This window comes from Microbacterium sp. ABRD28, from assembly GCF_003850245.1.
Lineage (GTDB): Bacteria > Actinomycetota > Actinomycetes > Actinomycetales > Microbacteriaceae > Microbacterium.
Genome location: NZ_CP031015.1, coordinates 1,833,869 through 1,848,993, shown reverse-complemented (window position 1 = coordinate 1,848,993; position 15,125 = coordinate 1,833,869). Strand labels below are relative to the sequence as shown.

The following is a 15,125-nucleotide window of genomic DNA, read 5'->3' as shown; positions in this document are numbered from 1 at the left end:
CGGGTTGCCGCCGAGGTCAGACTCCGACGTGCTTCTGGTACCGGATGATGGCGGCGAACTCATCCACGACGAGGCTGGCTCCCCCGACGAGCGCACCGTCGACATCGGGCTCGCGCATGAAGCGGGCGATGTTGCCGGACTTGACCGAGCCGCCGTACAGCACACGCGTGCGCAGGGCCGCCTCCTGTCCGAGCGATGCACCGACCACGGCGCGCAGCTTCGCGCAGACCTCCTGGGCCTGTTCGGGGGTCGCCGCGTGGCCGGATCCGATCGCCCAGACGGGCTCGTAGGCCACGACGACCTCGCTCCCCTGCGCGAGACCCGCGAGCGCCTTCTCCAATTGAGCCACCGGCACGGCGCTGGCACCGTGCGTCTCGAGATCTTCCGCCGTCTCGCCCACGCAGATGACGGGCACGAGCCCGTGACGCGGGGCCGCGGCGACCTTCGAGGCGACGATCTCGTCCGTCTCGCCGTGGTACTGCCGACGCTCGGAGTGACCGATGATGACGTATCGGCACTCGAGCTTCGCCAGGAACGCGCCGGAGATCTCACCCGTGTAAGCACCGGAGTCGTGTGCGGAGAGGTCCTGAGCGCCGAGGGCGAACGGGATCTTGTCGGCATCGACGAGCGTCTGCACCGTGCGGAGATCGGTGAACGGCGGGAACAGGCCCACCTCGACGCTGCCGGTCTCGTGGCCGGCATCCTTGAGGGTCCAGTGCAGCTTCTGCACGAAGGCGACCGCCTGCAGGTGGTCGAGGTTCATCTTCCAGTTGCCGGCGATGAACGGGGTGCGCCTGGCCTGCGACGCAGTCGAATCAGTACTCACGCCTGCCATCCGAGGACCTCCAGTCCGGGGAGTTTCTTTCCCTCGAGGAATTCGAGGCTCGCGCCACCTCCGGTGGAGATGTGGCCGAATCGATCGTCGGCGAAGCCGAGCTGCCGCACCGCGGCCGCCGAGTCGCCGCCCCCGACCACGCTGAGCCCGGAGACCTTGGTCAGCGCCTCGGCGACACGGCGGGTGCCGGCGGCGAAGGCGGGCATCTCGAACACGCCCATCGGGCCGTTCCAGAAGACGGTGCGGCTGTCGGCGACGAGGTCGGCGAAGAGCGCGGCGGTGTCGGGGCCGATGTCCAGGCCCAGGCCGTCGGCACCGAAAGGCGTCTCCTCCAGAGCCGACACGGGGGCGACGACGTGGTCGGCGTCGGCGGCGAACGAGGCGGCGACCACCGCGTCGACCGGAAGCACCAGCTCGACGCCGCGGGTGCGGGCGTCCTCGACGTAGCGGCGGACGGTGTCGAGCTGGTCCTCCTCGAGGAGGCTCTTACCCACGGGGTGACCCTCGGCGGCGAGGAACGTGAACATCATCCCGCCGCCGACCAGGAGCCGGTCCACCCGCGGCAGGAGATGCTCGATGACGCCCAGCTTGTCGCTGACCTTCGAGCCGCCGAGGACGACGGTGTACGGCCGCTCGGGATTCTCGGTGAGGCGGTCGAGGACGTCGAGCTCGTTCTCGATGAGGAGCCCCGCTGCCGAGGGCAGCAGATCCGCGACATCGAACACGCTGGCCTGCTTGCGATGGACGACGCCGAACCCGTCGGAGACGAAGGCGTCGGCGAGACCGGCGAGCTCCGCGGCGAACGCGCGACGCTCCGCGTCATCCTTCGCCGTCTCCCCCGGCTGGAAACGCAGGTTCTCCAGCACCGCCACGTCGCCGTCCTCCAGGGCGGCGACCGCCTCGTGAGCCGACTCCCCCACCGTGTCGCGCGCGAAGGCGACGGGCTTGCCGAGCAGCTCCGACAGGCGCTGGGCCACCGGCGCGAGACTGTACTTCTGGTCGGGAGCGCCGTCGGGACGACCGAGGTGGGAGCAGACCACCACGCGGGCACCCTGATCGATGAGCGCGTTCAGGGTCGGAAGCGAGGCGCGCACGCGGCCGTCGTCGGTGATGCGACCGTCCCGCAGGGGGACGTTCAGATCACAGCGGACGAGGACGCGCTTGCCGGCCAGCGGGCCGAGGGACCCGAGGGTACGCAGTGCCATCCGTCGACTCAGAGACGCTCGGCCACGTACTCGGTGAGGTCAACCAGGCGGTTGGAGTAGCCCCACTCGTTGTCGTACCAGGCGGAGACCTTGACGAGGTTGCCGCTGACGTTGGTCAGCTCCGCGTCGAAGATCGACGAGTGCGGGTTGCCCTGGATGTCGCTGGAGACGATCGGGTCCTCCGTGTACTCCAGGATTCCCTCGAGGCGCCCCTCGGCAGCCGCGGCCTTGTAGGCGGCGTTGATCTGGTCGACCGTGAGCCCCTCGGTGGGGGTGACGATCGTCAGGTCGACGATGGACCCGGTGGGAACGGGAACGCGGTAGGACGAGCCGCTCAGCTTGCCGTTGAGCTCGGGCAGGACCAGCCCGATGGCCTTGGCAGCCCCGGTCGAGGCCGGGACGATGTTGATGGCGGCACCTCGTGCGCGCCGCAGGTCGCCGTGCGGGCCGTCCTGGAGGTTCTGGTCGGCGGTGTAGGCGTGCGCGGTCATCATGAAGCCGCGCTCGATGCCGAACGCGTCGTTGAAGACCTTCGCGAGCGGTGCGAGACAGTTGGTGGTGCACGAGGCGTTGGAGATGATGACGTCCGTCGCCGGATCGTAGGTCTCTTCGTTCACACCCATGACGATGGTGGCGTCGTCACCGGTGGCAGGGGCCGAGATGAGAACCTTCTTGGCACCGCCGGCGATGTGCTTCTTGGCGTCCTCCGCCTTGGTGAAGCGCCCGGTGGACTCGATGACGATGTCGACACCCAGCTCGCCCCAGGGCAGGTTGGCGGGATCGCGCTCCTCGAAGACCTTGATGGTCTTGTCGCCGACGGTGATGGAATCCTCGGTGTACGAGACCTCGGCGTCGAGCACGCCTCCGACGGAGTCGTACTTCAGCAGGTGCGCGAGGGTCTTGTTGTCGGTGAGGTCGTTGACCGCGACGATGTCGATGTCAGCGCCCTGCGCGAGAGCCGCGCGAAGGTAGTTGCGTCCGATGCGGCCGAAGCCGTTGATTCCGATCTTGACAGCCACGAGAGAGGACTCCTGTTGTGTCGTGCGCGCGAGCGCGAGGGGTTGCGAAGGTGAGGAAAGGAATGGAACAACGGCGTCCCAGCGGGCGATCCCGCTGGGACGCCGCGCTTGCTATGACAGTACCAGCAGGCCCGAGGTCTTCTCACGGGCGGCGTCGAGGCGCTGGGCGACGTTCTGCCAGTTGGCGATGTTCCACACCGCCTTGACGTAGTCGGCCTTGACGTTGAGGTAGTCGAGGTAGAAGGCGTGCTCCCACATGTCCAGCTGGAAGATCGGCACCGTCCCCTGGGCGGTGTTGGCCTGCTGGTCGAAGAGCTGCTGGATGATCAGCTGCTCGCCGATCGGGTCCCAGCTGAGAACCGCCCAACCCGAGCCCTGGATGCCGGTCGCGGCGGCGGTGAAGTGGGCCTGGAACTTCTCGAACGAGCCGAAGAACTCCGCGATTGCGGCGGCGAGCTCGCCCTCGGGCTGTCCGCCGCCCTCGGGCGAGAGGTTGGTCCAGAAGATGGAGTGATTGACGTGTCCGCCGAGGTTGAACGCCAGATCCTTCTCGAGCTTGTTCACGTTCGCGAGGTTGCCGCTCTCGCGCGCCTCGGCGAGCTGCTCGAGCGCGGTGTTCGCACCGGTGACGTACGCCTGGTGGTGCTTGTCGTGATGCAGCTGCATGATCTTGCCGCTGATGTGCGGCTCCAGCGCGGCGTAGTCGTAGGGGAGGTCGGGCAAGGTGTACTTCGCCATATTCTCTTCTTCCTATCGGCGCGCGCCGAGGCTCCCCGGCGCAGCGAGGGTGACGGGTTTCATCCTACTGAGACCCAACAATCGGTCTCCGGGCTTGTTCCCCGCGACGAGACGTTGTATCAGTCGTCCACGCCGGCAGGAACCGCCGACTCGGTGCCGGGGATCCCGTCCGTCTCGGCCTTCTTGTCGGCCATGGCGAGCAGACGACGGATGCGGCCGGCGACGGCGTCCTTGGTCAGCGGCGGGTCGGCGTGGTGACCCAGCTCGTCGAGACTGGCGTCGCGGTGCGCGAGACGGAGCTCACCGGCCTGGCGCAGGTGCTCCGGCACCTCGTCGCCGAGGATCTCCAGCGCCCGCTCGACCCGTGCGCACGCGGCGACCGCCGCCTGCGCCGAGCGGCGGAGGTTGGCGTCGTCGAAGTTCACCAGTCTGTTCACGCCGGCGCGCACCTCACGGCGCTGGCGGAGCTGATCCCACTGAGCCGCCGCGCGCGCAGCGCCCATCTCGGCCAGGGCGACGCGGATGCCCTCCCCCTCGCGGACGACCACGCGGGGGATGCCGCGGACTTCGCGCGCCTTCGCCGGGATGCCCAATCGATGCGCGGCACCCACGAGCGCCATCGCGGCCTCCGAGGCGGGGCAACTGATCTCCAGCGCCGCTGATCGTCCCGGCTCGCTGAGCGCACCGGCGCCGAGGAAAGCGCCGCGCCAGATGGCCGCGAGGTCGGGGCGGGCACCGGTGGTGAGCCGATTCGGGAGACCGCGGACGGGTCGGCGTCGCTGGTCGAGGAGTCCGGTCTGGCGGGCGAGGGTCTCACCGCCCTCGATCACCCGGACGGCGTAGTGGCTGCCGTTGCGGGCCCCCGAGCCATGCACGTGGACGAGTTCGGGACGAACACCGTAGAGCTCGACGAGATCACGCGCGACGCGACGCGCCAAGGCTTCGGTGTCGACCTCGGCTTCGACCGCGACCCGATTGGCGATGGAGTGCAGACCGCCCGCGAACCTCAGCAGCGACGTCAGTTCGGCCACTCGTGCCGTCGGCCGCGGGTCGCGGACAGCGGTCAATTCGGCCTTCACCTCAGCGGTCAGCGACACGGGACTCCTCAGCATGGGTCGGAACGACGCTCCAGCCTACTCGGGCGCCCCGCCGCCCACGACCACGGCCCCGGCTACTCGCGCCCCAGGTCGCGATCCTTCACGCGAACGGCGACACCGGGAACCTCGCCCAGTCGTGCGGCGAGTTCGCGGGCCATCACCACCGAACGGTGCTTTCCGCCGGTGCAGCCGATCGCCACGACCGAGTGCCGCTTGTTCTCGCGCTGGTAGCCCTCGAGCACCGGTCGGAGTGCGGCGGCATACGCGTCGATGAACGCCACCGCGCCCTCCTGTTCGAGGACGTAGTCGCGCACACCCTCGTCGACGCCCGTCAGCGGCCGCAGCTGATCGTTCCAGTAGGGGTTGGGGAGGAAGCGCATGTCGGCGACGAGGTCGGCGTCGGGCGGAAGACCGTACTTGAATCCGAAGCTCATGACGGTCACCACGTGCCGTGCCGCACCCTCCTCCGAGAAGAGGTCGACCATGTGGGTCGCCAGCTGGTGGACGTTGAACTGCGAGGTGTCGATGATGAGGTCGGCGTTCTCACGGATGGCGGCCAGTCGCTGCCGTTCGCGCCGGATCCCATCGAGGATCGTGCCCTCGCCCTGCAGCGGATGCGGACGACGTACGGCCTCGAAGCGACGCACGAGCACCTCGTCGGAGGCATCGAGGAAGAGCACGCGCAGCTGGCGTCGGTCGCGCAGATCGTGCAGCGCCTGCGGGAGCTCAGCGAAGAGATTGCGCCCCCGGACGTCGACGACCACGGCCACCTTGGGCAGCGCGTGGGCGGCGAGCTCGGTCAGATCGAGCAGCGGCTTCAGCATCTGCGGGGGCAGGTTGTCCACCACGTACCACTCGAGGTCTTCGAGGGCGTTCGCCGCCGTGGAACGCCCCGCGCCCGACATCCCCGAGACGATGAGCATCTCACCCGGCGTCGTCTGTTCGTCGGCCATGCCCTCCCCCGTCGTCTGGTCCAGGTTACCCATCGGCGAGGTGGTCGACGATCGCGGTGGCGAGCTTCGGCCCCACACCGGGGAGCTCGGCGATCTCGTCGGGTGTCGCCTTCTTCAGCGCGGTCACCGACCCGAAGTGGCGGAGAAGGGCGCGGATGCGGGCCTCTCCGAGGCCGGGCACCTCGGTCAGCACGGATTGGATGTCGCGACGACGGCGGCTGCGCTGATGTCTGATCGCGAATCGATGGGCTTCGTCGCGCAGGCGCTGGAGGAGATAGAGGGCCTCGCTGGTGCGCGGCAGGATGACGGGGAAGTCGTCGCCGGGCAGCCACACCTCCTCGAGCCGCTTGGCGATTCCCGCCAGGGCGATCTCGGAGTGTCCGGCGTCGGCGAGGGCCCGGGCGGCGGCGGCGACCTGCGGCTGACCGCCGTCGACGAGAAGAAGCTGGGGCGGGTAGGCGAAGCGGGGCCGTTTGCGCGCGACGACGCCCTCTTCCGACGTCTCATCCTGCTCGTCGGGTCGATCGAGGTAGGCCAACCGGCGTGTCAGCACCTGATGGAGCGAGTCGGTGTCATCCGAGGTCTGCTCCACCTTGAAGGAACGGTACTGATCCTTGCGCGGCAGTCCGTCTTCGAAGACGACCATCGACGCGACGACGTTGGTCCCCCCGAGGTGGGAGACGTCGTAGCACTCGATCCGCAGGGGCGCTTCCTCCAGACCCAGCGCCTCCTGCAGATCGGTCAGCGCCTGGGTGCGAGCGACGTAGTCACTCGTACGGCGGGTCTTGTGCAGCATGAGTGCCTGCTGGGCGTTCAGCGTCGCCGTCTTCATCAGCTCCGCCTTCTGCCCCCGCTGGGCGACACCGATCGAGACCTTCTTACCGCGCCTCTCGCGGAGCCACTCCTCCAGTTCCTGCGCGTCATCAGGAAGTTCGGGTACGAGCACCTGGCGTGGGATGTCGGCCGCCGCGGCGTCGCCGTATGTGCGCTGCAGCACCTGATCGACGAGGTCGGCCCCGGAGATGTCGATCTCCTTCTCGATGGTGGTCGCACGCACACCGCGCACCCGGCCGCCGCGGACGACGAAGTGCTGCACGGCGGCGGCGAGTTCGTCTTCGGCGATGCCGAAGAGATCGGCATCGGTGTCGGAGGGCAGAACGAGGGCGCTGCGCTTGAGGACCGCGTCGATGGCCTGGAGCTTGTCTCGGTACACCGCCGCGGATTCGTAGTCCATCGCCGCCGAGGCCTCGTTCATCCGGGCGGTCATCTCGCGGGTGAAGCGCTGGTCGCCGCCCGCCATGAAGGCGATGAAGTCGTCGACGACGGCGCGATGCTCCTCGATCGTCACCTTCATCGAACACGGTCCGCCGCAGCGGCCGATCTGCCCCGGGAAGCACGGGCGCCCCGAAGCCATCGCCTTCTTGTACGACGCGTCGCTGCACGTGCGGATCGGGAAGACCTTGATGAGCAGGTCGATCGTGTCGTGGACCGCCCACACCTTGGGATACGGCCCGAAATACTTCGCCCCCGCGATCCGGTGGTTGCGGGTCACCATCACGCGCGGAGCCTCATCGCCCAGGGTGATAGCCATGAACGGGTAGGACTTGTCGTCGCGGTAGCGGACGTTGAAGGGGGGATCGAACTCCTTGATCCACTGATACTCCAGCTGCAGGGAATCGACGTCGGTGGCCACCACCGTCCACTCCACCGAGGTCGCGGTGGTCACCATCCGTCGCGTGCGCTCGTGGAGGGTGTGCAGCGGAGCGAAGTAGTTCGACAGGCGGGCTCGGAGGTTCTTCGCCTTGCCGACGTAGAGCACGCGTCCCTGCCCATCGCGGAACCGGTAGACCCCCGGATTGGTGGGGATCTCACCAGCCTTGGGCCGGTAGGACAGCTGCGGTCGGCCCCGTCGGGGGGCGCGTTCGGTGGTCGTCACGGCCGACTCAGCCGGCCTTGCGGACCGCCGACTCGCCGAGCACCTCGGCCAGGAAGGCGCCGGTGTGGCTTTCCTCGACGCGCGCGACCTGCTCGGGTGTGCCCGTGGCGATCACCTGACCCCCGCCCGATCCGCCCTCGGGCCCGAGGTCGATCACCCAGTCGGCCGACTTGATGACATCGAGGTTGTGCTCGATCACGATGACCGAATTCCCCTTGTCGACCAGCCCGTTCAGCACCTCGAGCAATCGACGCACGTCTTCGAAGTGCAGCCCCGTCGTCGGCTCGTCGAGGACGTAGATGCTGCGTCCGTTCGAGCGCCTCTGCAGCTCCGTCGCGAGCTTGACGCGCTGCGCTTCGCCCCCGGAGAGGGTCGTCGCCGACTGTCCGAGCCTCACGTAGCCCAGGCCGACGTCGACGAGGGTCTTCAGGTAACGGTGGATGGCCTGAATGGGCTCGAAGAACTCCGCCGCCTCGGAGATCGGCATCTCGAGCACTTCGGCGATGTTCTTGCCCTTGTAGTGCACCGAGAGGGTGTCGCGGTTGTACCGCTTGCCGTGGCAGACCTCGCAGTCGACGTAGACGTCGGGGAGGAAGTTCATCTCGATCTTGATCGTGCCGTCACCCGAGCACGCCTCGCAGCGGCCCCCCTTGACGTTGAAGCTGAACCGGCCCGGCTGATAGCCCCGGGCCTTGGCTTCGGGGGTCTCGCTGAAGAGAGTGCGGACGCGGTCGAAGACGCCCGTGTAGGTCGCGGGATTCGAGCGAGGCGTACGGCCGATGGGTGCCTGATCGACGTGGACGACCTTGTCGAGGTTGTCCAGACCCGTCACCCTCGTGTGCTTTCCCGGCACGGTGCGCGCACCGTTCAGCCGCGATGCCAGCACCTGATAGAGGATGTCGTTCACCAGTGACGATTTGCCCGAGCCGCTGACCCCGGTGACGGCCGTGAGCACACCGAGGGGGAAGTCGACGGTGACGTTGCGGAGGTTGTTCGCCCGGGCACCCACGACGCTGATCTTGCGCGAGCGATCGATCCGGCGCCGCTTCTTGGGCGTCGGGATCGCGCGCCGACCGGAGAGATAGTCGCCGGTGATCGAGTGCGGGTCGGCCAGGAGATCATCGAGCGGACCGGAGTGCACCACCTCGCCGCCGTCGACGCCCGCGCGCGGACCGATGTCGACGATCCAGTCCGCGGCGTGGATCGTCTCCTCATCGTGTTCGACGACGATCAGGGTGTTGCCGAGATCGCGGAGCTTGACCAGCGTCTCGATCAGGCGACGGTTGTCACGCTGGTGCAGACCGATGGAGGGCTCGTCGAGAACGTAGAGCACGCCGGTGAGGCCTGAGCCGATCTGGGTCGCGAGACGGATGCGCTGCGCCTCTCCCCCCGACAACGAACCGGCCGAACGACTGAGGTTGAGGTAGTTCAGCCCCACCTGGATGAGGAAGTCCAGCCGGAGGCGGATCTCGCGCAGCACCTGCGCCGCGATCTTGGCTTCCCGCGGGGTCAGCTCGAGGTCGGCGAAGAACGCGTGGGCGTCACCCAGGCTCAGCCGCGAGGCGTCCGCGATGGAATGTCCATGCACCTGCACCGCCAGCACCTCGGGCTTCAGCCGCGCTCCGTCGCAGACGGGGCAGGGGACCTCGCGCAGGAACTCCGCCCAGCGCTGCCGCTGTGTGTCGGACTCGGCCTGAAGATACTGCCGCTCGATGTAGGGGACGACGCCCTCGAAGCCCGAGGAGTACCGCATCTCCCGCCCGTACCGGTTCTTCCACCGGACGGTGACCTTGTAGTTCTCGCCGCGCAGAACCGCGTCCTTGATGTCGGCGGGGAGCTTGCGCCACGGGGTGTCGAGCGAGAAATCCAGGTCGCGGGCAAGACCCTCCAGCAGCCGCTCGTAGTACTGGAAGAGTCCCTTGCCCTGTGTCGTCCACGGGATCAGCACGCCGTCGCGGATCGAGAGGTCCTCGTCGCCGATCATGAGCTCGACATCCACCGACATGCGGGTGCCCAGACCCGAGCAGGCGGGACAGGCGCCGAACGGAGCGTTGAAGGAGAACGTCCGCGGTTCGATCTCGGTCAGCTGCAGCGGATGCCCGTTCGGGCACGCCAACTTCTCGGAGAAGGACTGCCAGGCCTCGTCGCCCTCGCGGTCGACGAAGTTGACCTGCATGACTCCGCCGGCCAGGCCCAGCGCCGTCTCGACCGAGTCGGTGACCCGGGAGAGGATGTCGGGGCTTGCGACCAGGCGGTCGACGACCACCGCGATGTCGTGCTTGTAGCTCTTCTTCAGCGTCGGGGCGTCGGCGAGCTGAACCATGTCGCCGTCGACGATGGCGCGAGAGTAGCCCTTCGCGCTCAGCTCTTTGAAGAGGTCGACGAACTCGCCCTTCTTCTGCGAGACCACCGGCGCGACGATCTGATAACGGGTGCGCTCGGGGAGTTCCATGAGCTGATCGGCGATCTGCTGCACGGTCTGCCGCTGAATGATCTCTCCGCACTCGGGGCAGTGCGGTATGCCGATGCGGGCCCACAGCAGACGCATGTAGTCGTGGATCTCGGTGATCGTGCCCACCGTCGACCGAGGGTTGCGGTTGGTCGACTTCTGATCGATCGAGACGGCGGGGCTCAAGCCCTCGATGAAATCCACGTCGGGCCGGTCGACCTGGCCGAGGAACTGGCGGGCGTAGGCGCTCAGCGACTCGACGTATCGGCGCTGACCTTCGGCGAAGATCGTGTCGAAGGCGAGGCTGGACTTCCCCGACCCCGACAAGCCGGTGAAGACCACGAGCGAGTCACGGGGAATGTCGAGGTCGACGTCCTTCAGATTGTGGACGCGCGCGCCTCGGACGCTGAGTTTTCCGGACGACCCGAAGGAGAGATTTTCGCCGGATGCGGAGCCGGTCGGAAGGCCTGTGGAAGCGGGGGAACCGGGCAGGGCGACGGGAACGATGGGCACCCGTCAAGTGTAGGTGGGGCCTCCGACATGGAGTCCGGCGTTCGCGCCGAGCGAGAACCGAGGCACGATCCTCTCAGCCGATCGACACCCGCCCCGCGGCGTCGAGCCGCCATCCGGGGTTGTGCGCGATCTCCCACGCGTGCCCGTCGGGATCGACGAAGACACCCGAGTATCCGCCCCACGGGGTCGGCCCGGCCGGACGACTGATCCGGGCACCCGCGTCTGCGGCCGCGCCGAGAAGGGCGTCGACCGCGGAGGCGGAGGACACGTTGTGCGCCAGAGTCACCCCGCCCCATCCGCCAGGGTCGTCGATACCGGAATCTTCGGCGAGCTCTGCCCTTCCCCACAGCGCGAGGACGAACCCGTCGAGCTGGAAGAAGGCGACGACGCCGTCGATCGACTCTTCGTGCGGCGCCCATCCCAGGGCGCGGTAGAAGGCCAGTGCGCGTTCGAGGTCGGTCGCACCCAGGGTGATGAGGCTGACCCGCTGCGCCATCGACGTGTCAGGCATGACCGGCTCGCTCCATCGCGCGAAGCTCCTTCTTGAGGTCTTGCACCTCGTCACGCAGGCGCGCCGCGAGCTCGAACTTCAGCTCCCCTGCGGCCGCGAGCATCTGGCCGGACAGGTCGGCGATCGTGGCCTCCAACTGCTCGGCGCCCTCGGCCGCGATGCCCTCCCGTCGCAGCTGCGGCGTAGGCGACTTGCCCTTCCCCGACTTCACTCGCGCGTCCTTGCGGTTCAGCAGGGCCTTCGTGTCGTCCGCCTCGCGAGCGAGCACCTCGGTGATGTCGGCGATGCGCTTGCGCAGGGGCTGCGGATCGATGCCGTGCTCGAGGTTGTAGGCGATCTGCTTGTCGCGTCGACGATTCGTCTCGTCGATCGCGTTCCGCATCGAATCGGTGATGGTGTCGGCATACATGTGCACCTCACCCGAGACGTTTCGCGCCGCACGGCCGATGGTCTGGATGAGGGAGGTGCCGGATCGGAGGAAGCCCTCTTTGTCGGCGTCCAGGATCGACACCAGCGAAACCTCCGGAAGATCGAGACCCTCACGGAGCAGATTGATCCCGACCAGGACGTCGTACACGCCGGCGCGCAGTTCGGTCAGCAGTTCCACGCGTCGCAGGGTGTCGACGTCGGAGTGCAGGTACCGCACGCGCACGCCGTGCTCGCCGAGGAAGTCGGTGAGCTCCTCGGCCATCTTCTTGGTCAAGGTCGTCACGAGCACGCGCTCGTCGCGCTCCACGCGAAGGCGGATCTCTTCGAGCAGGTCATCGATCTGGCCCTTCGACGGCTTGACCACGATCTGCGGGTCGATCAGTCCGGTGGGTCGGATGATCTGCTCGACCACCCCGTCGGCGATGCCCATCTCATAGCGTCCGGGGGTTGCGGAGAGGTAGACCGTCTGTCCGATGCGCTCCTTGAACTCGTCCCATCGCAACGGTCGGTTGTCCAGCGCACTGGGGAGCCGGAACCCGTGCTCCACCAGCGTGCGCTTCCGAGAGGCATCACCCTCGTACATCGCACCGATCTGCGGAACGGTCACGTGCGACTCGTCGATGACCATGAGGAAGTCGTCGGGGAAGAAGTCCAGCAGAGTGTGCGGCGGCTCCCCCGGCATCCGTCCGTCCAGATGACGCGAGTAGTTCTCGATCCCCGAACAGAAACCCAGCTGCTGAAGCATCTCGAGGTCGAACGTCGTCCGCATGCGCAGCCGTTGCGCTTCGAGCAGCTTGTTCTGCGACTCCAGCTCCTTCAGGCGCTCGGCGAGCTCGTGCTCGATCGTTCCGATCGCGCGCTGCACGGTCTCGGTACCCGCGACGTAGTGAGAGGCAGGGAAGATCGGAACCGACTCCATGCGCTGCACGACATCACCCGTGAGGGGGTGGAGCATGTACAGCGCCTCGATCTCATCGCCGAACATCTCGATCCGGATCGCGTACTCCTCGTACACCGGGATGATCTCGATCGTGTCGCCCCGGACGCGGAAGTTCCCTCGCGAGAAGTCCACGTCGTTGCGGTTGTACTGCATCGAGATGAACTTGCGGATCAGAGCGTCGCGGTCGTAGACCTCGCCCACCTGCAGCGCCACCATCGCACGCAGGTACTCCTCGGGCGCGCCGAGGCCGTAGATGCACGACACGGTCGAGACCACCACGACGTCACGTCGGGACAGCAGCGAGTTCGTCGTCGAGTGGCGCAGCCGCTCGACTTCGGCGTTGATCGACGAGTCCTTCTCGATGAAGGTATCGGTCTGGGGCACGTAGGCCTCGGGCTGGTAGTAGTCGTAGTACGACACGAAGTACTCGACCGCGTTGTGCGGCATGAGCTCGCGGAACTCGTTGGCCAGCTGGGCGGCCAGGGTCTTGTTGTGCGCCAGCACCAGGGTGGGCCGCTGCACCGCCTCGATCAGCCACGCGGTGGTGGCGGACTTTCCCGTTCCGGTCGCTCCCAACAGGACGACGTCGGTTTCGCCGGCATTGATGCGGGCGGCGAGGTCGGCGATCGCCGACGGCTGATCGCCGGACGGCTCGTACTCGCTGACGACCTCGAAGGGCCTGACGGATCGTGTGGTCTGCACTGTTCCAGCGTAGGCGCGCCCTCCGACATCCGCTCCGTCAGCCGAAACCGCCGCCGAATCCGCCCGCGTCCATTCCACCGAAGCCGCCGCCGTCGCCGAATGCTACGCCGCCGAACCCCCCGTCGCCGGCGTACCCGCCGGCGTCGACGGATGCCGCCGTGGGGTCGACGGTGTCGACGAGCCATCCCGGCTGCTCCGCGAGCATGAGAGACCCGGCGCCGACGGTGAAGTAGGCCGTGACCGCCTGGGTCAGGAGGAATTGCTGCGCGACGACCGTCATGACCCCGGCACTCATCAGGATCGATCGCGGGTCGGCCGTCTGTCGCGGGTCGCCCGCCTCGGGCGTCATCCGACCGTCCGCCCGCTCGCTGCGGTACTGCTCGGCACGGCGGACGAGTGTGGCCAGCAGACCCGGCTCGGCATCGGCATCCTGCCGCTCGTCGTCACGGAGGAAAGGACGGAGTTCTGCGAGCATCGCTCGCCGGCGCTCCAGCGGGAGGTCGCGGAACGCCGTGGCGTGCGCGCTCTCGATGACCGATGCCGGGAGCGTGTTCAGCAGGTACACGTACCTCGAGATCTGCTCTTCCTCGGTGACCGCGCGGTACGGCGCCCTCCGCCGCCGACGGAATCTCCAGAGCGCTCCCATGTCGGCTCCTCCTGATCGGTAGCGACAGGGTACGCCGAACTCAGCGGCGTCTGGCGTTTTTCTCTGCGATCCGTCGAGGCAGCTCCTGCCAGAGCCGGTCGACCTGGGAGAGCGTGTCCGCCATCGGCACCGCTGTGTCGATCACCACGTCGGCGAGCGCGAGGCGCTCGTCGTCGCTCGCCTGCGCGGCGATCCGGGCGGTCGCGTCCTGCTCCGTGAAGCCTCGCAGGTCGACCAGCCGTCGCCGTCGGATCTCCGCGGGCGCGTGGGCGACCACGATCAGATCCCAGGGGTCCGCGGCGCGGGCCTCCGCCAGAAGGGGGACGTCGTAGACGACCACCGCGTCGGGGTCCGCCGTGAACGCCTCGGCGAAACGCCGGGCCGACTCCTCCCGGACGGCGGGATGCACGATGGCGTTCATGCGCTCGACCGCCGCGGCATCGCCGAAGGTGCGGCCGGCCAGAGCGGCCCGGTCCAGCGATCCGTCCTCGCGGAGGATGTCGTCGCCGAACTCCGCGGCGAGCGCCGTGAGGACCGGGGAGCCCGGCAGCTGGACGTGGCGCACGATCGCGTCGGCGTCGACGACGACGGCGCCGTGGTCGGCGAGGCGCCGGGCGATGGTCGACTTCCCCGAGGCGATCCCGCCGGTGAGCGCGAGCAGAGACATGTTCCGAGCATGCCACGCCGAGGTCGTGGGACGCCGGAGGGCTGCGCCCTCTAGACTGGGCCGATCGGACGCACCCCCCGAACGCGGCCGAAAGCGAGCGAGGCAACGCGGTGACACAGTCAGCCGTCGTGATCGAAGATGAGGCCGACATCCGGTCGCTCATCTCGCTCGTCCTGGAATCGGCGGGCTACGCCGTCCACGCCGCCGACAATGGACTGGACGGCGTGGAGCTGGTACGTCGCGTGTCACCCGAGGTGGTCACCCTCGACATCAGCATGCCCGGGATCGACGGGTACGAGACCGCCCGGCGCATCCGCCGCTTCAGCGCCACCCACATCATCATGATCACGGCCTTCGTGCAGGAGTCGGATGCGCAGGAGGGACTGGACGCCGGCGCCGACGAGTATCTCCGCAAGCCCTTCCGGCCGCGGGAGCTGCGCGCCCGCATCGAGGCGCTGACGACGACGCGTCGACCTGAGTAGGTC

13 protein-coding genes are annotated in these 15,125 nt (G+C 68.0%); 1 reads left to right on the top strand and 12 read right to left on the bottom strand.

Annotated elements, in window-relative coordinates; genetic code table 11:
* Nucleotides 1–16: 16 nt before the first annotated feature.
* From tpiA to coaE, 12 genes are all read right to left on the bottom strand, one after another.
* Nucleotides 17–826 (bottom strand): triose-phosphate isomerase, encoded by an 810-nt coding sequence (gene tpiA, locus DT073_RS08940; protein ID WP_276310429.1) that lies wholly within the window; start codon nt 824–826, stop codon nt 17–19.
* Nucleotides 823–2,040 carry a phosphoglycerate kinase gene (locus tag DT073_RS08935; RefSeq protein WP_124293072.1) on the bottom strand — a complete coding sequence of 406 codons (1,218 nt, stop codon included), beginning with the start codon at nt 2,038–2,040 and terminating at the stop codon, nt 823–825. Before DT073_RS08935 ends, tpiA begins: the two co-directional genes overlap by 4 nt.
* 8 nt (nt 2,041–2,048) lie before the next feature.
* Complete coding sequence (gene gap, locus DT073_RS08930; RefSeq protein WP_124293071.1) at nt 2,049–3,059, bottom strand: type I glyceraldehyde-3-phosphate dehydrogenase; 1,011 nt, start codon at nt 3,057–3,059, stop codon at nt 2,049–2,051.
* 111 nt (nt 3,060–3,170) lie between these two features.
* The gene (locus DT073_RS08925) at nt 3,171–3,797 is read right to left on the bottom strand and encodes a superoxide dismutase (RefSeq protein WP_124293070.1); all 627 of its coding nucleotides are present in this window, start codon (nt 3,795–3,797) and stop codon (nt 3,171–3,173) included.
* Between the two features lie 119 nt (nt 3,798–3,916).
* Nucleotides 3,917–4,894: a DNA-binding protein WhiA gene (whiA, locus tag DT073_RS08920; protein WP_124293069.1), complete on the bottom strand. Its 978-nt coding sequence runs from the start codon at nt 4,892–4,894 to the stop codon at nt 3,917–3,919.
* Between the two features lie 74 nt (nt 4,895–4,968).
* Nucleotides 4,969–5,880, bottom strand: a complete 912-nt coding sequence (gene rapZ, locus DT073_RS08915) for an RNase adapter RapZ (RefSeq protein ID WP_502697150.1) — start codon at nt 5,878–5,880, stop codon at nt 4,969–4,971.
* On the bottom strand, nt 5,873–7,783 hold the full coding sequence (gene uvrC / locus DT073_RS08910; protein ID WP_240638482.1) for an excinuclease ABC subunit UvrC: 1,911 nt from the start codon (nt 7,781–7,783) through the stop codon (nt 5,873–5,875). The genes rapZ and uvrC overlap by 8 nt, the downstream gene beginning before the upstream one ends.
* Before the next feature lie 7 nt (nt 7,784–7,790).
* Nucleotides 7,791–10,745 (bottom strand): excinuclease ABC subunit UvrA, encoded by a 2,955-nt coding sequence (gene uvrA / locus DT073_RS08905; RefSeq protein ID WP_124293068.1) that lies wholly within the window; start codon nt 10,743–10,745, stop codon nt 7,791–7,793.
* 73 nt (nt 10,746–10,818) lie between these two features.
* Entirely contained in the window at nt 10,819–11,256 is a 438-nt protein-coding gene (locus DT073_RS08900; protein WP_240638469.1) for a VOC family protein, read from the bottom strand.
* A complete protein-coding gene (gene uvrB, locus DT073_RS08895; RefSeq protein WP_124293067.1) occupies nt 11,249–13,327 on the bottom strand; it encodes an excinuclease ABC subunit UvrB in 2,079 nt (692 codons plus the stop codon). Before uvrB ends, DT073_RS08900 begins: the two co-directional genes overlap by 8 nt.
* 37 nt (nt 13,328–13,364) lie before the next feature.
* Nucleotides 13,365–13,973: a hypothetical protein gene (locus DT073_RS08890; protein WP_124293066.1), complete on the bottom strand. Its 609-nt coding sequence runs from the start codon at nt 13,971–13,973 to the stop codon at nt 13,365–13,367.
* A 40-nt stretch (nt 13,974–14,013) separates the two neighbouring features.
* Nucleotides 14,014–14,640 (bottom strand): dephospho-CoA kinase, encoded by a 627-nt coding sequence (gene coaE, locus DT073_RS08885; RefSeq protein ID WP_124293065.1) that lies wholly within the window; start codon nt 14,638–14,640, stop codon nt 14,014–14,016.
* 110 nt (nt 14,641–14,750) lie between these two features.
* Between coaE and DT073_RS08880 the strand changes: the two genes are divergently transcribed.
* Complete coding sequence (locus DT073_RS08880; RefSeq protein ID WP_240638456.1) at nt 14,751–15,122, top strand: response regulator transcription factor; 372 nt, start codon at nt 14,751–14,753, stop codon at nt 15,120–15,122.
* The last annotated feature ends 3 nt before the right edge of the window (nt 15,123–15,125 follow it).